The sequence below is a fragment of the Oricola sp. genome, assembly GCF_022763245.1.
In the GTDB taxonomy this organism is placed as follows: Bacteria; Pseudomonadota; Alphaproteobacteria; order Rhizobiales; family Rhizobiaceae; genus Oricola.
In genome coordinates, this window is sequence record NZ_JALEGV010000038.1 from 1 (window position 1) to 18,488 (window position 18,488).

Genomic DNA, 18,488 nt, shown 5'->3' on the forward strand with positions numbered 1-18,488 from the left:
AAAAGCAATCGCTTTTGACGCGGGGTGGAGCAGCCCGGTAGCTCGTCAGGCTCATAACCTGAAGGTCGCAGGTTCAAATCCTGCCCCCGCAACCAAATATCCTCGCGTTTCCAAAGGCTTATGCGCCGCCCTACGGGGCGGCGTTTGCGTTTCGGGCGTTCTGGAAGCACTGTGGAAGCAAGACGGGCCGAACTCCTTCATATCGCTTCGCAAATCGTTGTCGTCGATGTCCTTTGCTTCCAGTTCCACTCGATAGGGATCATCGCATCGATTCCGGCTGGGATTCCGCTGCCAAAGGCGAGCTCTCGAACATCGACCGCGACGACATCCAGTACCGGCCGCTCTTCGGTCATGAGCACGAACTCAGTGATCCTTCCTGGCCGGGTGTCCCTTGAGGCCGGGTAAACGAGCGCGAGTCGCTTGCAGCGGTAGCGACTGGCGTAGGCGTTCATCTGATACGCATCGCCGCTCGACACGCCGGAGTTCCCTTCGCAGAGATCGAAGCGTTTCCAATTTGCATCGAGGATGGCGACGCACTCGTCTGCGCTCTGAACGGTGATGTCAGGGCGCAGCTGGAAGCCCGCCGTCGCGAGGTTCGTGATAGGGCTGTGAAGTCCGACAATAAGGCCAGCAACGGTCTGCACCTGGCAAGCATGCCGGATGCGCAGTCCGAGTACCTTCTCGAAGAGCTTTTCCATGTTGAACAGCAGAGCGGAACCAGCTGCGTCGCGGAAGCTGCGATTCTTCCGTTAGATTTCATGGATGAAAGGCTGAACATCGCAAACTTCCTTGGCGATCTCGACGACATGGCGGTGATGTGTCAGGTAGATTGCTTGACCGCTCCGACCGATTCGCTCCATGAGACGGCAGGCGGCACGCGTTCGGTCCTCATCGAAGGTCTCAAAAACGTCGTCACAAAAGAAGGGTAGCTGAACGCCCTGTACTACCATTTGTTCGTAGGCCGCCGCGCGCAGCGCCAGATAGAGTTGGAACCTCGTTCCCTTCGACAAGTCGCCGATCTGCTTGGGGGTGCCGCTTGCATCGACCGCCAACATGATTTCAGCCGTGCCGTCCGGTTGCGTCAGCAGCTTCTGATAGGCGCCGTTCGTGAGTTCCGCAAAGGCGCGCTCTGTGGATGCCATCATGTCGCTCCGGTGCCTGTCGCGATAGCGGCGGATGGCATCTTCGGCGAGGCGTAGACCGAAGTCCAACTCCAGATAGTCAAGAACCGCCTCTTCGATCTGAATCTGCAATGTGGCGCGCCGCTCGACCAGGTCAGCGATCTCTGCGCCGCCGGTAACACTGCCGAGGTCCCGCTCGGCATTGGCTCGTGCCACGGTGGCGGTGGACATCCGCTCCTCCGCGAGGTTGAGATCGGTATCTAGGGACTTCGCTTTCGCCTCGAGCGTTGCAGCGGTTTCATCGGCAAGTAGCTGGCGGGCTTCCTCCACTTTCCTCAGCGAGAGGTCGTCGAGGATCTGCCGTTCGAGCTCGGCGACCCGTTCTCTTTTTGCGATGACGTCGAGGCCCCTGCCCACAGCGGCGCGAAGGGCGTCGATTGCGCTGGTGTCCACCGTCTCCGGGAACACCGCACCAAGTTCCGCCACTTTCCTGTCGATGTCTTCGAGCTTCGCCTCGAGTTCAGTTCGCCGTATTTCACCGTCTTCAAGCTTGGTGCCGAGCTTCTCGTGCTGTGACTTGTCAGCCTGCGCTTGCTCTGCGAGCTCCCGCAGGCGCCGGAACGTGTCGAGAGGGTCGCTCTCCCCGATTCCGAAACGTGCACCAAGGGCGCCAGAGGCTTCCGTGAACCGGCGTTGATCGTCCTTCATCGTGTTAACCTGACGTTCGACTTGTCGCCGCTTCTCGTTGTGTTCGCGTAGTTCGCGCAGCTGCCCGAGACCGGCGGCAAGTTGGTCGGGTGAGAGGATCTCGCCGAAAAGTTCATTTACCTTTGCGCTCCAGGCCGCAGCAGTCCTCTCGGCGGTGTCCACAAGGACACCCTGTTCGGCTTGCCGGCGTTCGAGATCCTCCTCGAGGGCGGTGGTCTTGTCTGAGGCCGCCCGCACCTCTTCCTGGTAGCGCCGTTCGTTTTCGGCAAGACGCCGCGCGGCGAGCAACGCTGCATCAAATGTCGGGGTCTCCAAAGCGACGAGGGGCGTGAGCGCCTGACGAAGCTGCTCTGCCCGATCCAGTGTCTCCTGGTGGTGTTCGACAAGCCTGTTGCGTTGCCGCTCAGCGGTTATGGCTTTGCTGTGTAGCGCAACCCAGTCCGAAAAAGCCGAAGGGGAAAGCGCCGGAAGTCCGATCTGCGAACATAGACCGTGGACTTGGCTCTCGAGCTCTCGTGCCAGCTCGGCGAGCCCATCGTGCTGTTCCCGGGTCGTCGTCGCGCGTGCTTCCGTGTCCGCCAGATCCTGCAGGAGCTTGCGCAGTTCGCCGAGCTCGCTCGCGTGGGCGAGACGCGCGGCGTTGATGTCGTCCACCGTTTTCATCGACGGTGCAAAGCTGTCCGCGCTCTCTGATGTCAGGGTTTCACGATGTGCTTGCCAAAGGGCGTCACGTCGGGTCCGCGCCGCCTGTTCCTCTTCGTCGCTCGCAATCCTAGCGTCTTCCGAGAGCCGGGTGGTTTTCGCCTTCACGGCGGCGATGTCCTCGCCCAAACGCTCCAACCTGTCGTCAAAGCGTCCGAGCTTCTCCGCCAGATCGGCGTGGCGTTGGGCAGTGTCTGCTGCTGTCGATGGATCGACCGGGCAGACCGGGAGGGCGCTGAAGGTGCATGCACCGATGGAAAGCGAGTCGAGCGCCTGCTCCAGCGCCGTGTCGGCAGACGCGATGGCTTGTGTTGCCGTGGCGACTGCAGGTGCCAGGGCATCGGCGTCGAACCGCTTGAGCAGATCCACCAAACCCATCTGCGGCGGAGCTTCCAGCAATGATTGATGTGGCTTAAGGGCCTGCTCGATGCGGGTCTGCAAGCCCGCGATCTCGCGTTGCTCGGTCTGCCAAGCCGCGGCGGCGTCTCGCATCTTGTCACGCAGGTCTTCAAGGATGGCAATTTCTCCCAGAGACGTGACAAGTGCAGTGACATCGCAATCTTCGGGTGCCCTCAGTTCCTGAGCGATGCGCGCCATGTCCGAAAGAGCCTCCTCATGGGCCCGTTCGCGTCTGGAGAGGTCTAAGGCCGCCGTTTGCATCCGGCTGCGCAGTTCGTCGAGATCGTCCAACTGCTCGGCTAAGGCGAGGCGGTCTGCGTCGATAACCAGCGCCGCGCGCGCGTTTTCAGCCCCGTCAAGTTCGTCCAGCAGCCTCCGTAGGTCGGAATCCGCTTGTCCCCGGTCGGTCCTCATCGTGACCAAATCTTCGGGATTGATGTCGATCCTCTCGGGATAGTTGCCGCAGTCCGCGATCTCGTCCGTAACGCGGTCAAGCTCGCCCAGATTGGGCAGCACCCGTCGCAGCGCAGCGATGCGCGCCTGTTCGGTACGAAGCTCGTCCCTTGCCTGGCGAGCCTTCGCCTCTTCATTCTTGGCGGCCTCAAGCGCATCCTTCAGCTTTCGCCACGCGTGGGCGCTGACATCGAGGTTGCGAATGTCGGTCTCAACATCACTCAACTCGCGCTTCAGTTCCGCGACCCGAGTGGTGCTGGCGCGCTTCTTGTAAAGGCCGCTTGCCTCGGCCCGCGCCTGTTCGAGAACGGCATTGAGGTCTGCGACACCAGCCGCCGCAGAGAATAGTAATCGTCCGATATCACCTTGGGCGCTTGCAATATCCTCACCGCCTTTTTCGATAGTATCGTCATCGAGGCAAAGCAGGCTACGATAGTCGTCCAGCGACAGCCCGCCGAGGAGCGAAGCGATCGCGGTTTCGGGCAGGATCGCGTCAGCCTCTCCCCTGAGATTGCCGGTTCGGGACGGCAGTCGCGTAAACAGGCGGGTTTCGCCTCCGATGTCGAGCAGACCGGAGACCCGAAGATTCTGTCGCTGGTGCTGGAACCCGTAGGGCTCCCGATGGGGAAAGCCGTAGAGAAGACGCAGATAGGCTTCCATTGTTGTGGTCTTGCCGGCTTCGTTCGAGCCGTAGATCACATGGAAATCCGAAGCCTGACCGGCTTTTCCGAAATCGAGGACCTTGCCCGTGAAGTGACCAAAAAAGTCGAGAGAGAGCCGCTCGATCCGCATCAGGGCGTGGCTCCCTTCATTCGCGCAAGGATCCGTTCTGCGCCGGCCTCTGCGAGACGCCGCGCAAGCTGGTCCATTGCAGCTTCATCGGGCAACAGCTCGGCACGCCGTTGCGGCGCCAACTCCTGGAGAATGCCTTCAATCTCTGCGCGGCAGGTCTCGTAAAACCCGGGTTCCTCGCGGATGGTCTTCATAATCCCGGCCAACTCGTCCGTGGCGGTGTGCCCGCGCTCCGTAGGGTCGGTCATGTCGAACACAACCTTGTCCAGCCAAAGCGTGCCCGTCTCCCGAGCATATTGTGCCGCGGTCTCTTTCCAGACGTCCTGATCACGCAGGACCTGCCAACGACGGCGCGTGCTACCGGCAAGCTCCAAGCGAACCACGCCGCTTTCCGACACCAGGTTTCGCGCCGTGTCTCGCAGGGTCCGCCTAAGAATATCGCGCAACGCGTCGTCGCTGTCGGTATCAGCAACGTCGACCTGGATGTGCAGGAACTCCACGGCTGAGGTCGGTACTTCTTCGATCTCGATTGCCTTATCGATGGTCAAGAGCGTCGCGGATTTCGGACCAGGCTCGCCCATATCTCGTCCCTGTGGCGTTCCAGGCATAACGATCCATGGCGACTTGGAGTGGACCTGCCGGCGGTGAACGTGCCCCAGCGCCCAGTAATCGAAGCCAGCAGCAGTCAGTTCACCGACCGTGCAGGGTGCGTAGGGATCGTGACCCTCTGCGCCCGAAAGGGAGGTATGCAGCATCGCGATGTTGACCGAGCCTTCGACTGGCGCCGGGAACTTTGGCAGCAGACTTTCCGGGGCATGACGGTTGGCGAAGCTGACGCCGTGGATCCAGACGTCCTCCGCGAGCTGCACTTTGCCGCCGCGTCCGTCAAAGACATGAACGTTATCAGGCAAGGTCAACTCGCCGGTGAGAGGGTTCTCGGCGTCGTGGTTGCCTTTGATGTAGAAAACACGAATCCCGCGTTCGCGCAGCCGCTCCATTTGCAGCATGAGGAAGGCCGCGGTGCGCGCGCTACGTTCCGCACCATCAAAGAGGTCTCCCGCGATTAGAAGGGCGGCCACAGCTTCGGAAATCGCCGTTTCGACAATCCTCGTGAGCGCGGTGCGGCTCGATGTCTGTACCTTCTGCCGCAATTCTGCATCGCGCAGTGCGAGAGATCTCAACGGAGAGTCGAGATGCACATCGGCTGTGTGAAGGATCCTTATCATCTACTCGCTCCTGCCGCCGAAGTCACATCCCGCTTCGCTGTTGATCAAATTGTGGATAAAGAGTAACCACTCGCAAATCTGCGAACAAGCGGATTGACGGGGAGAGTGAGGGATGAACCGGCCATGTCCGCCGACGGTGTGACCTTCGGTCAGGCGATTTCGAGGGCGCGAAAGGCTCTTGGAGTCAGTCAGAAGGAACTCGCATCGCGTGTGATGAAGGAGGAAGACGCGGGGCCGATATCCCCGCAGTACCTCAACGATATCGAACACGATCGACGCAGCCCGAGTTCAGGACACCTGATCCGCCAGTTTGCGAGCATCTTGAACATCCCGGAGGATTACCTTTTCGCGCTTGCGGGCCGCCTGCCTGATGACGTGCGCCCCGACACATCCGATCCGGAGAAGGTCGTGGCTGCGTTCATGAGCTTTCGGCGTACGCTGAAAGAGTAGGGGGCGGCGCATGGTAAGGATGATCCGTGACAACACGGGCCGTTTTGCAGAGCGACCCTTCTACCAGGCGCGGGAGCTCGATGATGAATGTGAGCGCCTCATCCGCGACCTCCTGCTCAAGCGCCATGGCAAGGTCGAGTATCCCGTAGAGACTGACGACCTCACCGTGCTGATCGAGATGCACGACGCGGACCTCGATCCGTTTGCCGACCTGTCTGCTTACGGTGCAGATGTCGAAGGGGTAACTGAGTTCTTTCACAACCGCGGGCCAAAGGTCTCCATCTCCGAACGCATCGCCGCTGACGAACGGCGCGAGAACCGCTTCCGCACGACGCTGACCCATGAGTTCGGGCATGTGAAGTTCCACGGGCCGCTCTGGGCTCAGAAGTTTGCCACCGGCGACCTGCTCGAACGCGGCGTGAACGCCAACAAGGCGATCTCCAAGCGCGACAACATCCTGGACGCCCCTCAGTCCGACTGGATGGAATGGCAGGCCGGCTACATCAGCGGCGCGCTGCTGATGCCGGCTACGCCGGTCCGTCGCCTCGTTTCCGACTACTGCGGCCCGCGCGAGTTGCATGGCGATATCCATGTTGCGACGGAACACGCAGCAAGGTTGATCCAGATGGTCATGAAGCGGTTCGCGGTTTCCGAAGAGGCCGCACGCATCCGGCTGCTGAAGCTCAACCTGATCACGTTGACACTAGGACAGCCCTCGCTCTTCAGCCGTTGAAGGCAAATCCGCGGAAGTGCGTATTTTTGCGATTGACTTCTTTGTGGTGGCATACGCTGATTAGCAGATCAGTTGATAGATCGAATCGCCATAAAGGAGCCCCCCAGTGACTGCACTGTCCGCCTTCCTTCGCAGGACGCCCGGTGAGGCGCTGCGCGAATACTTCGACCGGCCGGAGATCGGCCTGCCCACCGAATTCGACTGGCCCGAAGCGGACACCGATCTGTCCGGGCCGCTGCTCGGCGCCATCGAGAAGATGTCCCGCGTCCAGCGCGACCGGATCTCTAACGACGCCGAACGCGTCCATGCTCTGGCCGACGAGCCGGGACAGGCCGCGATCTACAGCGTAGCTGAGGATCCTGCCCTCCTGGACGGGCTCGCGAACCCGCATGCGCGGTCGCTCTGGATGTTCCTGAATGCACAGGACCGCTTTCGTCATGCCGAGGAGGTTCGCTTCACGGAGGATCGCCGGCGTGGTCGGATGTGGGCCGGCTACATGGCGGAAGCCGGTTGCGTCGTGCAGCGCGACGCGTCAGCCTGCCATGCCTTCGTCGCCGCGATCAAGGAGTTCTCGGGCGCGGCCCACGCCCATGTCGATATCTTCGACCGGGTGCGGACGACCCATGAGGGCGACGAATGCGATCTCGTTCAGGTGACGATCTACCGGGAGGGTCGGCCAGACGATCTGCTGCGTTTTGACGACAGGGGGGCTCTCCTGCGGCAGGCCTATCGTCCCGTGTTCGAGGCCGCGGTGACCTACGAACCCGCAACCGGCGGCATCGAGGTGATCGCCAACGACAAGGCGACGCGGAGCGAGATCGTGAGGGCCACCGTCACGCACCTCCTCGGCATCGCGTTCAAGGAGAACCGCCTGCCGCTGCGGTGCTATGATCTTTCGGTGCTTCTGAACCCGTATGACTTTCCGGTCGATCCAGAGGACGGGATCGAGAGCGTCGAGGTGCGCGAGCTGCGCTTGATGCCGATCGACGACAGCGATTTCAGGGTGACGCTGGAAAAGCCCGCGCGCGTCGACCAGACGATATGGACAAAGGCGGAGGAGAGGTTCGGAGATCGCACGCCCCTGAGCGAGGGGTATGTGGTGACGCGGGCCAAGATCGCCGTGAAGCTCGCCCGTCGCCCGGGAGGCGACAGGCGGCGCACGCTGACCCTGACGATCACCTGGCCGCATGGCTGCGATCTGAAGGATCGCACCGCGACCGAGCAGATGATCGGCGAGAAGTACCTGCGGCGCTGGGGGATCCTCGTCGATGACCTCCTGCTCTTCGAGGATTGATCCCGCCGCGCGTCGGCTGTTGTCGTCCATCGCCGGGACCCGCGACGCGCGGGTTTCGGCCATGGCGCTGGCGCACATGCGTGGTGCTGGTCATGCGCTCATGGACGCCGGACTGATCGTGCAGCGTGGCAGCGTCATGTCCGTCGTTGCCGAGGATGATCTGGACGACACCCCGACTTCCGTCATCGCGCACCCGATCACGGGGCAACATGGGCATCTCGGCAACGCGGCGTGGAATGACGAACAGACGAGTGCCCGCCGCCGGGGCTATGCGCTGGACATGGAAGCTGCAGCTCGACGGGTGGTCGCCCGGCTCGATTGCTCACTCGGCAAAGACCCTGTGCCGTATCTCGATGGCGCGGTGCTGGATTTTGGGACGGTGCGGCTGCCCAAGCGAAGGGCACGTGTCGGGATCTGGGTGGTACGTGGCTTGAGTGTTTCAGGGGCGCTCGACAAGTTCCGCCAACTCGCCGCGCGCCGACCATCCGAGGGCTTGCGGCTGGTCATATCTCTTGATCCGGCCAAGCGGCTTTGCAGCCCAACCATGAAGGGCCACGAGGTCGTGCCGCTAGAAGATGTGGTTGATCATGAAGATGGGATCGCCGCGAACCCCGAAATCCTTTCGGCACGGCTGCTGACGGGCCCTTCTGATCAGGGGCCAGTTTGGGTCTCTGGTGACGGAGCGGTTCTGATCGTCCACGGTGAACGCTTTGATTTCAAGGGCACGAAGCAGAAGGCAGCGGTGCGAATGATGGCAGAGGCTTTCATCTCCGGGGAACACCGGCTCTCGACGGATGCGGTTCTGGAGGCGGCCGGTTGCGGTCGAACCGTTCGGAGATTGTCCGAGCTCTTCAAGGGGCACCCCGCTTGGAAGCGGGTTATCTTCCAAGTCGCCGCGAGTTGCTGGATCGAAGACTGACCGCAAATTGGTGATGTGAAAGGCCGCCCTTCGGGGCGGCTTTTTCGTTTTTATGCGCAAGATCTGCATTCCTCCCCTCTCCCCTCCCTGGCTCCTCCCGCTCTCCTCCCACGCCATGGGCGATGGTCCTTCGCAGGCAATTGACCAAAGGAGAAGGAGACGACGGTGTCGGTCACACATCTCAACCAGGTCGAGCTGGCGGCTCGACTGAAGATCAGCCCTCGCACGCTGGAGCGGTGGCGCTGGACGGGCGATGGCCCGGCCTACCTCAAGATCGGCGGCCGCGTGGTCTACCGGCTCGAGGATGTCGAGACTTATGAGCGCGAGCGCCGTTGCGAGAGCACGGCGCAGGGTAACGCGCTGAGGGCGGCGCGATGACCATGGCACGCTCCCTCGCACATCAGACGACGGCGGCAGGCTGTGGCGAGATCGCGGACATCGACCTCTATGCCTGGCTCGCGCAGGCCGAGGCTGGTGATGCCCTGATCTACCACCGCGGGTTCCTCGCGGTTGATACGGACAAGCTGATTTCGGATCTGCCTGCTGACCGACGCGATGCCCTGCGCAGTCTGGGAGACGCCGCGTTTCGCGCCGCGGAGCAGGGCCTCGTGCACCTCGTGCAGGAACGCATCGGCCCCGACCAGTTCGCCTACGTCGCGATCGTCCGTCCCAAACCCAAAACGCCTCGCTCCGCCGCCATCACGCGGCTGCTCGAGGCCGCCTGACCGATGCCCCCGAAAGGAGACCCCATGCCCTATCCCGAGAACACCCCGAGCGTGGATGACATGCTCAACATGCCGGCCGGAGACCTGGCGCAGATGCCGGTCGCGTTGCTAGCCGCGTTGCAGGCCGAACTCGACCACGCGGGCAAGCAGCTGAAGGCCGCGACCGCCCGGTTCAACACCGCTCTTGAGGTCCGCTACGCCACCCGCGCCGCCGAGGCGCGCCGGGCCTGCGGCAAGGACACCGGCACGGTGCGCCTCGTCGATGACGATTACACCGTCGTCGCCGATCTGCCCAAACGCGTCGACTGGGACCAGGAGGCGCTCGCGCAGATCGCACGCAACATCGCCGACAGTGGCGAGGACCCGGCCGAGTTCATCGACACGAAGCTGTCGGTCTCCGAGCGCAAATACGGCGCGCTGCCCGAGGCCTGGCGCAAGGGGTTCGAGCCCGCGCGCACGGTGCGGACCGGGGCGCTCAAGGTCACGCTCGAGCCTTCGGAGGCGCGGGCATGACGGCGCTGACCCCATTTTCCCAGACGGGCGAGGGTCTGCCGGACCTCGTCTCGCGCGCCGCGACCATGCTGGCTGGCGCCAAGACCGCCGCCGAGGTGCTCGAGGCGCGCGAATACGCCGGCCTGGCCTATGACACCGCAAAACGCGCTGCTCGCCTGAGCCGGGCCAAGTCCGCACATGACGATCTCGTCGCGGCGGCCCATCGCGCCCAGGCTGATGCGTTGGAAATCGAAGCCGCCGCAAAGCGCCGTTTGGCAGATGAATATGATGCCGCGCAGGACCGAGGAGAGGTCGGCAAAAGCGGTGCGCGGACGGACCTCGTTTCGCAGGGGAACGAGGTCGTGCCTTCCGCCGCGGACATCGGCCTTTCGCGCAAAGCCATTCACGATGCGCGTCTGATCCGCGACGCCGAAGCGGCTGACCCGGGCATCGTGCGTCGCACCCTCGACGAGAAACTCGAGCGTGGCGAGGAACCGAACCGGGCGGCTCTGCGCAAGATGGTGGTCGATGCCGCCATGCGTGGAATGCGCCCTGAGCGCAAACCCAGTCGCCGGAACCCGCTCTATGTCGCGCCGACGCCGCAGCAGGCCGCCTGGCAGCATGTCACCGGCACGTTCCGAGCCTTCGCTGAATGGGCCTCGGACGACACGCTCGCCCTGGCCCGCGAGGGCATGAACGAGGCCCAAGGCAGCCAGTTTCATCATCTCGACGTCGCCGCCATCGCGGCCGGGTCGAAAGCTTTCACCAAAATCAAGGAGTGGTTCGATGCTTGACAGTCAGTCAGCAGCCTTTGCCGAACGCGTCTGGGAGGTGGCCTCCCAGCGTGGCAACAATGCCCCGAAAATTGCCAATGACATCATGGGCGAAGCCTTTCCGTTGACCTGTTCGCAGGCACGGGCGGAAGGCGCGATGCGAATGCTGCGCACTGGGATCATTTCCGAGGTGAAGCGGATCCTCCGCAACCGGCATGACGTAATGACACAGACGGATTTCGCAGATCGGTGCGATGCGTTTGCGCCCCTCGTGAGTGACCTGCGCTCAAAATCCTACTTTGTCGAAAGCGCCGAGGAATATGTCGCGGTCCCGGACCTGATCGAAGACCCCGATCTGCTCAACGATGCGCGCCAATTCATGCGGCGAAAGGGTCGTGAATGCCTCGCCGAAGCTGACAGGCTCGACGCGCTTTACACCGCTGTCACCGGTTACTCCTGCGCATCTGATGCAAGGGGCGAGGTGCAGTCATGAGCGGCGCACTCCCCATCATCACCGCCGATCAGCGCATGGCGGAATCCCGCGGCATCAAGGGCGTGATCTTCGGCCGCTCCGGGATTGGCAAGACGAGCCTGCTCTGGACGTTGCGAAACTCCACCACGCTGTTCTTTGATCTCGAAGCCGGTGATCTTGCCATCGAAGGTCTGGCGATCGACGCCATCCGCCCGCGGACCTGGACGGAATGCCGGGACTTCGCGGTGTTCATCGGCGGGCCGAACCCGGCCCTGCGCGATGAGCAGTCCTATAGCGCCGCGCACTACGCTGCGGTCTGCAAGAAGTTCGGCGACCCGGCGGCCCTGGCCAAATACGACACGGTGTTCATCGACTCGATCACCGTGGCCGGGCGGCTGTGTTTTCAATGGTGCAAGGGCCAGCCCGAGGCGCATTCTGACAAGACCGGCAAGGCCGACATTCGCGGCGCCTACGGGTTGCATGGCCGCGAGATGATCGCCTGGCTGACCCATCTGCAGCACACCCGCGGCAAGAATGTCTGGTTTGTCGGTATCCTCGACGAGAAGCTCGACGACTTCAATCGCAAGGTCTTCGTGCCGCAGATCGATGGCAGCAAGACTGGCCTCGAACTGCCAGGGATCGTCGATCAGGTCATCACCATGGCCCAGCTCAAGGGCGATGATGGCCAGCAGCACCGCGGCTTTGTCTGCCAGACCCTGAACCCTTGGGGCTACCCCGCGAAGGACCGGTCCGGCCGCCTCGATGTGCTGGAACCCCCGCATCTGGGCCGGCTGATGGACAAGATCCGCGGCCCCCTTGTGCCTGCCGAACTCCGGCTGACCTACCAGCCGCCGCAGTTGCCCACGCCGTCCCCGGCGCAGGCCTCCCCCACCGACACCCCCACCAGCTGAAAGGACCCGAGCCATGTCTCTCTGGAACGATTTCAACGACGCGCAGTCGAACACCAATGTCATCCCGAAGGGCACGCTGGCCAAGGTGCGCCTGACCATTCGTCCGGGCGGGTTTGATGATCCCGCCCAGGGTTGGACAGGCGGCTATGCCAAACGCGGCAATACTGGCGCCGTCTACCTTGATGCCGAATACACCGTGCTTGAGGGCCCCTACGCCAAGCGCAAGATCTGGTCGATGATCGGGCTCTACAGCCCCAATGGCCCGAACTGGGCGAACATGGGGCGCAGCCTGATCCGGGGCATCCTGAACTCGGCGCGCGGGATTTCCGACAAGGACAATTCGCCCGAGGCCCAGGCGCGTCGCCGCATCAACGGGTTTGCGGATCTCGATGGTCTGGAATTCGTCGCCCGCATCGATGTCGGCACTGACAGCAATGGCGAGGAGAAGAACGAGATCCGCACGGCGCTTGCGCCGAACCATCGCGACTATGCGACGGTGATGGGGCTTGGGACACCCGCCATGCCGGTGGCTCCCACCGCGCCTTATCACACCCCGTCCGGCACGCCGCCGAAGGCAACACCCATGGTGCAGAGCCACGGTGTTGCGGCCCCGCAAGCCCCGCAACCCCCTGCCCAGGCTCCGGCACAGCCGCCTGCCAGCCCCGGGTTCGCCGGCCGGCCCAGCTGGGCTGAGTGAGGGGATCGGCCATGCGACTGAGACCCCGTCAGAGCCTCTTCGTCGAGCGCAGCCTTGCTGCGCTCGCCACCCGCAGCAACACGCTTGGCATCGCGCCGACCGGATCGGGAAAGACGATTATGCTGTCTGCGGTCGCCGGAGAGCGCATTGGCGACACGGATGCCAAGGCCTGCGTTCTGGCGCATCGCGACGAGCTGACCGCGCAGAACCGTGCGAAGTTCGGGCGGGTCAATCCGGCCATCACCACCTCCGTGGTGGATGCCACGACGAAGTCCTGGGGAGGGCAGGTGACCTTCGCCATGGTCCCGACGCTGACGCGTGAGAAGAACCTCACCGCCATGCCGAAGCTGGACCTGCTGGTCATCGACGAGGCACATCATGCGGTGGCCGACAGCTACCGCCGCATCATCGACCGCGTCCGGGACGCCAACCCTGACGCGCGTATCTTCGGGGTCACGGCGACGCCGAACCGCGGCGACAAGAAGGGGCTGCGCGCCGTCTTCGACAATGTCGCGGATCAGGTCCGGCTGGGCGAACTGATCGCGTCCGGTCACCTGGTGCCGCCGCGGACCTTCGTCATCGACGTGGGCGTGCAGGACAAGCTCAAGGCCGTGCGCAAGACAGTGTCGGACTTCGACATGGCGGAAGTGGCCGAGATCATGGACCACGCGCCGATCACCGAGGAGGTGATCCGCCACTGGCAGGACAAGGCCGCGGATCGCCCGACGGTCGTGTTCTGCTCGACGGTGGCGCATGCGAGGCATGTGGCCGAGGCCTTCAACGCAGCGGGTATCCCGACAGGCCTGATCCACGGCGACCTGCCCGGCGAGGAACGGCGCAACATTCTGGCGGCGTTCGCCTCAGGCGAAATCCGCGTCATTACCAACGTGGCCGTGCTCACGGAAGGCTGGGACCACCCTCCCACCTCCTGCGTCGTGCTGCTACGGCCCAGTTCCTACAAATCGACCATGATCCAGATGGTGGGCCGGGGCCTGCGTACTGTCGATCCGGCCGAGTTTCCGGGTGTCGTCAAGACCGACTGCATCGTCCTCGACTTCGGGACCTCGAGCCTGACCCATGGCACGCTGGAGCAGGATGTCGATCTCGACGGCAAGCTGGAAACCGGCGAGGCCCCGACGAAGACCTGCCCATCCTGCAAGGCTGACATCCCGCTGGCTTGCCGCGAGTGCCCGATCTGCGGGGAACTCGTGGCAGACGATGAGGACGATCCCAAAAGCCAGGAGGCAACGGACGGTGATCTGTCCGGCTTCGTGATGACGGAAATCGACCTCCTGAAGCGCTCGAGTTTCGAGTGGGTCGATCTCTTTGGCTCCGAGGACGCGCTGATGGCGACGGGCTTCACGGCCTGGGGCGGCATCTTCTGGTACGAGGGCCAGTGGTACGCGGTCGGCGGCCGCAAAGGGGCCGAGACCCGGCTGCTTGGCATCGGCGAGCGGTCCGTGTGTCTCGCGCAGGCGGATGACTGGCTCAATGAGCATGAAACCGACGAGAGTGCCTTCAAGACCCGCGGTTGGCTGAGCCAGCCCGCCACCGACAAGCAGCTGCAATATCTCTCGCCGGCAGCGCGCAGCGATTATGGCCTCACCCGCTACAAGGCCTCGGCGCTGATGACCTTCACCTTCAACAAGCGCGAGATCCGCGGGTTGATCATGCAGGCGGCGCCAACCGCACGTGAGGCGGCATGAAACATGTCGCGCAAATGCAATCCCCGCCCACAGAGGCTGCGGATCGCCCGGGCTTTGATCGGCTCTGGCATCCGCGAGGTCAACTCTGCGCTGTCTGCTTGTCCCGCACGCGCGGCTTCGGCTGGTTCGATCCAAACAAGCCTCGCGGCAAACGCACATACCGCTGGTTTTGCTCTGTGCAATGCCAGTCGGCCTTCACCCGAAAAGCAAAGAAAGGACTGAAAATGGCAGAGATTACCGAAGAAGAGTCGTTGGCAATACCCGCAGTGATGCGCGCTGTGGGCCGGAAAATTGATGAAATTGGCTGGGATCGCAGCTTCGCTGACCTGACCGAACTTGAAATGCGGTTCTTGTTGATCGTCGCTATCGATACGTTCCGCCATGAAATGTACGAAATCAATGCCGAATTCGGTGGGGGGGTGCCGTTTTGACCCTCGACTTCAACCATACGCCCAACTTCGCCGACCGTGTTAACGAAGCCGTCGACGCGGCACTTACAGCTGAAAACGCCACTCGGACACCCCGTGACTACCTCGGCGGCTCGCGCCTCGGCCACGCCTGCGAACGAGCCTTGCAGTTCGAGTTCACGGCGACGCCGAAGGACGCGGGCCAGGACTTCTCGGGCCAGTCGCTGCGCATCTTCGCCATCGGCCACGCGCTCGAGGATCTGGTCGTCGCCTGGCTCAGGCAGGCAGGCTTCGATCTCTACACGCGTAAAGGCAGCGGGCCCGACGGCGGCCAGTTCGGCTTCTCCGTCGCTGGCGGGCGCATTCGCGGCCATGTCGACGGCATCATCGCCGCCGGACCTGAGGGCTTCGGTTTGGCGGTTCCCGCGCTCTGGGAATGCAAGACGATGAACGCGAAGAATTGGCGCGCATGCGTCAAGGACGGCGTGGCGAAGTCGAAGCCGGTCTACGCCGCCCAGATCGCGGTCTACCAGGCCTACATGGAGGCGCAGGTGCCGGGCATTTCCACGAACCCGGCCATGTTCACCGCGATCAACAAGGACACGGCCGAGCTCCACCACGAGCAGGTCCCGTTCGATGCCGAGCTGGCTCAGCGCATGTCGGACCGCGGTGTGCGCATCCTGCGCGCCACCGACGCGGGCGAGTTGCTGCCCCGCTTCGCCGCCAATCGTGACTTCTTCGAATGCCGCTTCTGCGCCTGGGCCGAGCGCTGCTGGGGGCTGCCGACATGACGGACGCACCAAACGACCCGCCAAACAATTCAAAAGACAAAGATGAGGCTGCCATGAGCATCGATCATGACGACCCCCAAACCCCATCGGAGGACACGTCCTCCGAGACACCCAAAGAGAACCTTGTCCATTTCAACCCCTGGCGGGACTTCAACGACGCCGCTCCCATGGTGGATGTCTTCGGCGACGAGCCGGACCCGGACCAGATCGCCCGGTTCATGGAGGTGGTCTTCGGGTATTGCGAGGGGCTGATCCCGGTCCGGAGCTTCATCGACAAAGGGCAGGGGATCGATGGCCGGCCGCACAACATCTGGATCGAAGCGGATGAAGCCGTCACCGACAAGATGGCCACCTTCGCCAACTGGGCGGCGCGCGAGGGGGCGGCGGTCTATGTGATTCCCGGCACCGTGGCCGCGCCCGGACAGGCCAAGGCCGCCGATATCCTGCAGATGCAAACCGTCGTCGTCGACATCGACAGCGGCGACATTGCCGCCAAGCGTGCGCATCTCGAGCGACACCTCGGCCCGCCGACCATGATTGTGGAAAGCGGCGGCATCACGGCCGAAGGCCAGCGCAAGGCGCATGTCTGGTGGAAGCTGAATGAGCCTGCGGAGGGCAGCGATATCGCTCGCGTGACGCGCCTGCGCGGTGACATCGCCGCCAAGGTCGGCGGTGACATGCATTTCCGCTCCGCCCACCAGCCGATCCGGGTGGCAGGCTCGGTCTATTACAAGAACAGCCTGAAGACCCAGGTCCAGATCGTGGAGTTAAATGCCGACCGCGAACGCGATTTAGGCGAGTTCATCGAGGCCGTGGCAGACATGCCGCCCGCGCCGGGTGTCAACCTTTCGCCCGACTTCACCGCGCCTGAGAAGCCGCGTGTGGACGAGGTGCTGGTCACCCCGGTGCGAGAGGGCGGTCAGGACGATTGGTCCCGCTTCGAGGGCGCCTCTGCCGCGATCGGGTATTTCATCCGCATGGTCCATGAGGGCCGTCTTTCGAAGGACGAGGGCTGGGAAGCGATCTGTGGCTACAACGCCGCCATGCTGCGCCCCCAGTGGCCCGTTGAGCGCCTGAAGCGCGAGTCCGAGCGGCTCTGGGCGATCCATGTCGAAAAGCACGGACCGCCGCTCATCCGGCTCGACAGCGCAGCCCCGGCGCCAAACGAAATGCCGGCGTTCACGCTGGGCGCACTGCTGGACGACGACAGCCCAATGCCCGCCGATATCATCGCGCCGCGCGTCCTGACGCCCGGCGGGCTCTTGGTGCTGGGTGGTGCGCCGAAGGTCGGCAAGAGCGACCTGCTGATCTCCTGGCTCGTGCACATGGCTGCCGGTCAGCCGTTCCTCGACTTTACGCCACCGCGCCCCTTGCGCGTGTTCTATCTACAGGCCGAGATCCAGTATCATTACCTGCGCGAGCGGATGCAGCAGATCACCCTGCCGCCGAGCCTCATGGCCGGTGCCCGCGACAACCTGGTGGCAACGCCGAAGCTCAAGATGCTGCTCGACACAGAGGGCAGTGTCCATGTGGCCCAGGCCATCCGGCGCGCCTTTCCGGCCGAGCCCGTGGACATCATCTGCATCGACCCGATCCGCAATCTCTTCGATGGCGGGCCCGACGGCGGCGGCGAAAACGACAACAGCGCGATGATGTTCTTCCTCAAGGATCGGGTCGAGGTGCTCCGCGATCACATCAATCCCGACTGCGGCGTCATTCTTGCCCACCACACGAAGAAGCTCAGCAAGCAGCAGGTAAAGGACGACCCGTTTCTGGCGCTCTCCGGCGCCAGCGCCCTGCGAGGCTTCTACACGTCGGGCCTCATCCTGCACCGGCCGGACGAGGAAAGCCCGCAGCGCAAGCTGGAGATCGAACTGCGCAATGGTCCGGCCTTGGCGCCGAAGATCATCGACAAGGTCAAGGGCGAGTGGGTCGAGATCAATCCCATGAACGAGCGGCTTGTGCGGGCCGAGGTCGGGGCGAAGCACGATGCGGAGCGTGATCGCAAAGGCGAGGTCATCTGCGGCCTTTTGTACGAGGAGGCCCTTCAGGGCCGGATGTACACCATGACCTTGTTTGCCGAGACCTTCGAGAACACCGCAGGGTTGGGTGGGCAATCGATCATCCGCGAACGCCTAAACGTGCTGACCACGAAAGGCTACGTGAAGTTCGTCCGCGGGGCTGCTGCGACGGCGCTCGACCTCGCCGCCGAACGCAGCAAGTACGGCTATCTTTGCGTCGAAACCATGCGCCTTGCGACCAGCCGGAAGCATATCGATCCCGATACCGGAGAGATCACCTCTGAACTGATTGACGTGCTCCCCAGCCATTACAAATGCCCCCAGACCGGCGCCGTGCTGCCCGTCGAAAACCCGTTCGTGTGGGTCTATCGCGACACGCAGGAGGCACGATGAAACACGCTGTTTTGCCTCCCAAAATCTGGGGTCCATGTCCAGAAATCTGGCCAGATTTTGCAAAATCTGGTTCCCGCGCAAAATCTGAAATCTGGCTTTTTCTATTATCTTTCAATGGGTTGAGAGCCGCTTGCCAGATTTCGGAAGGGGGTTTGCGAAATCTGCTCCGAAATCTGGAAAACCTCAATGAAATCAGTGGTCTGTGGCAGATTTCAGATTTCAGAAAAATCCCCCCTAAAGGGGTAGGTGACCTCCCCGCTGTAGGCGGGGGAGGCCACCACCTACCCCTGGGCAATCTTCTCG

Annotated in this window: 18 protein-coding genes, 1 tRNA gene and 1 pseudogene; 17 read left to right on the forward strand and 3 right to left on the reverse strand. The window is 63.0% G+C overall.

The window, feature by feature from the left end; genetic code table 11:
- Positions 1-18 precede the first annotated feature (18 nt).
- Positions 19-95, forward strand: a tRNA-Met gene (locus MRY80_RS17425).
- A 102-nt stretch (positions 96-197) separates the two neighbouring features.
- Here the strand turns inward: MRY80_RS17425 and MRY80_RS17430 are convergent.
- The 3 genes and pseudogenes from MRY80_RS17430 to MRY80_RS17440 form a co-directional block, all read right to left on the reverse strand.
- A pseudogene (locus tag MRY80_RS17430) lies at positions 198-713 on the reverse strand (restriction endonuclease); the annotation flags it as partial.
- Between the two features lie 36 nt (positions 714-749).
- Complete coding sequence (locus tag MRY80_RS17435; RefSeq protein WP_293292333.1) at positions 750-4,175, reverse strand: YhaN family protein; 3,426 nt, start codon at positions 4,173-4,175, stop codon at positions 750-752.
- Positions 4,175-5,401 (reverse strand): DNA repair exonuclease, encoded by a 1,227-nt coding sequence (locus MRY80_RS17440; RefSeq protein ID WP_293292334.1) that lies wholly within the window; start codon positions 5,399-5,401, stop codon positions 4,175-4,177. Before MRY80_RS17440 ends, MRY80_RS17435 begins: the two co-directional genes overlap by 1 nt.
- A 123-nt stretch (positions 5,402-5,524) precedes the next feature.
- Here MRY80_RS17440 and MRY80_RS17445 point away from each other — a divergent pair, with 123 nt between their 5' ends.
- The 16 genes from MRY80_RS17445 to MRY80_RS17520 form a co-directional block, all read left to right on the forward strand.
- Entirely contained in the window at positions 5,525-5,851 is a 327-nt protein-coding gene (locus tag MRY80_RS17445; protein WP_293292335.1) for a helix-turn-helix transcriptional regulator, read from the forward strand.
- A 10-nt stretch (positions 5,852-5,861) separates the two neighbouring features.
- Positions 5,862-6,584 carry an ImmA/IrrE family metallo-endopeptidase gene (locus MRY80_RS17450; RefSeq protein ID WP_293292336.1) on the forward strand — a complete coding sequence of 241 codons (723 nt, stop codon included), beginning with the start codon at positions 5,862-5,864 and terminating at the stop codon, positions 6,582-6,584.
- A 106-nt stretch (positions 6,585-6,690) separates the two neighbouring features.
- Positions 6,691-7,878, forward strand: coding sequence for a hypothetical protein (locus tag MRY80_RS17455; protein ID WP_293292337.1), 1,188 nt, complete (start codon positions 6,691-6,693; stop codon positions 7,876-7,878).
- Positions 7,853-8,797, forward strand: coding sequence for a hypothetical protein (locus MRY80_RS17460; RefSeq protein ID WP_293292338.1), 945 nt, complete (start codon positions 7,853-7,855; stop codon positions 8,795-8,797). The genes MRY80_RS17455 and MRY80_RS17460 overlap by 26 nt, the downstream gene beginning before the upstream one ends.
- Positions 8,798-8,962: 165 nt before the next feature.
- Positions 8,963-9,175, forward strand: coding sequence for a helix-turn-helix domain-containing protein (locus MRY80_RS17465; protein WP_293292339.1), 213 nt, complete (start codon positions 8,963-8,965; stop codon positions 9,173-9,175).
- Positions 9,172-9,522, forward strand: coding sequence for a hypothetical protein (locus MRY80_RS17470; protein WP_293292340.1), 351 nt, complete (start codon positions 9,172-9,174; stop codon positions 9,520-9,522). The genes MRY80_RS17465 and MRY80_RS17470 overlap by 4 nt, the downstream gene beginning before the upstream one ends.
- 24 nt (positions 9,523-9,546) lie before the next feature.
- Positions 9,547-10,035 (forward strand): hypothetical protein, encoded by a 489-nt coding sequence (locus tag MRY80_RS17475; protein WP_293292341.1) that lies wholly within the window; start codon positions 9,547-9,549, stop codon positions 10,033-10,035.
- Positions 10,032-10,808 (forward strand): hypothetical protein, encoded by a 777-nt coding sequence (locus tag MRY80_RS17480; protein ID WP_293292342.1) that lies wholly within the window; start codon positions 10,032-10,034, stop codon positions 10,806-10,808. Before MRY80_RS17475 ends, MRY80_RS17480 begins: the two co-directional genes overlap by 4 nt.
- Complete coding sequence (locus MRY80_RS17485) at positions 10,801-11,280, forward strand: hypothetical protein (protein ID WP_293292343.1); 480 nt, start codon at positions 10,801-10,803, stop codon at positions 11,278-11,280. The genes MRY80_RS17480 and MRY80_RS17485 overlap by 8 nt, the downstream gene beginning before the upstream one ends.
- On the forward strand, positions 11,277-12,170 hold the full coding sequence (locus tag MRY80_RS17490) for an ATP-binding protein (protein WP_293292344.1): 894 nt from the start codon (positions 11,277-11,279) through the stop codon (positions 12,168-12,170). Before MRY80_RS17485 ends, MRY80_RS17490 begins: the two co-directional genes overlap by 4 nt.
- A gap of 13 nt (positions 12,171-12,183) precedes the next feature.
- Positions 12,184-12,867, forward strand: coding sequence for a hypothetical protein (locus MRY80_RS17495; protein WP_293292345.1), 684 nt, complete (start codon positions 12,184-12,186; stop codon positions 12,865-12,867).
- 11 nt (positions 12,868-12,878) lie between these two features.
- A complete protein-coding gene (locus tag MRY80_RS17500) occupies positions 12,879-14,573 on the forward strand; it encodes a DEAD/DEAH box helicase (RefSeq protein WP_293292346.1) in 1,695 nt (564 codons plus the stop codon).
- Positions 14,570-15,004 carry a DUF6511 domain-containing protein gene (locus MRY80_RS17505; protein WP_293292347.1) on the forward strand — a complete coding sequence of 145 codons (435 nt, stop codon included), beginning with the start codon at positions 14,570-14,572 and terminating at the stop codon, positions 15,002-15,004. The genes MRY80_RS17500 and MRY80_RS17505 overlap by 4 nt, the downstream gene beginning before the upstream one ends.
- On the forward strand, positions 15,001-15,771 hold the full coding sequence (locus MRY80_RS17510; RefSeq protein WP_293292348.1) for a hypothetical protein: 771 nt from the start codon (positions 15,001-15,003) through the stop codon (positions 15,769-15,771). Before MRY80_RS17505 ends, MRY80_RS17510 begins: the two co-directional genes overlap by 4 nt.
- 53 nt (positions 15,772-15,824) lie before the next feature.
- Positions 15,825-18,185: an AAA family ATPase gene (locus tag MRY80_RS17515; RefSeq protein WP_293292349.1), complete on the forward strand. Its 2,361-nt coding sequence runs from the start codon at positions 15,825-15,827 to the stop codon at positions 18,183-18,185.
- Positions 18,182-18,488 (forward strand): hypothetical protein (locus tag MRY80_RS17520; protein ID WP_293292350.1); only part of this gene is annotated, 307 nt, incomplete at its 3' end. The genes MRY80_RS17515 and MRY80_RS17520, both read left to right, overlap by 4 nt.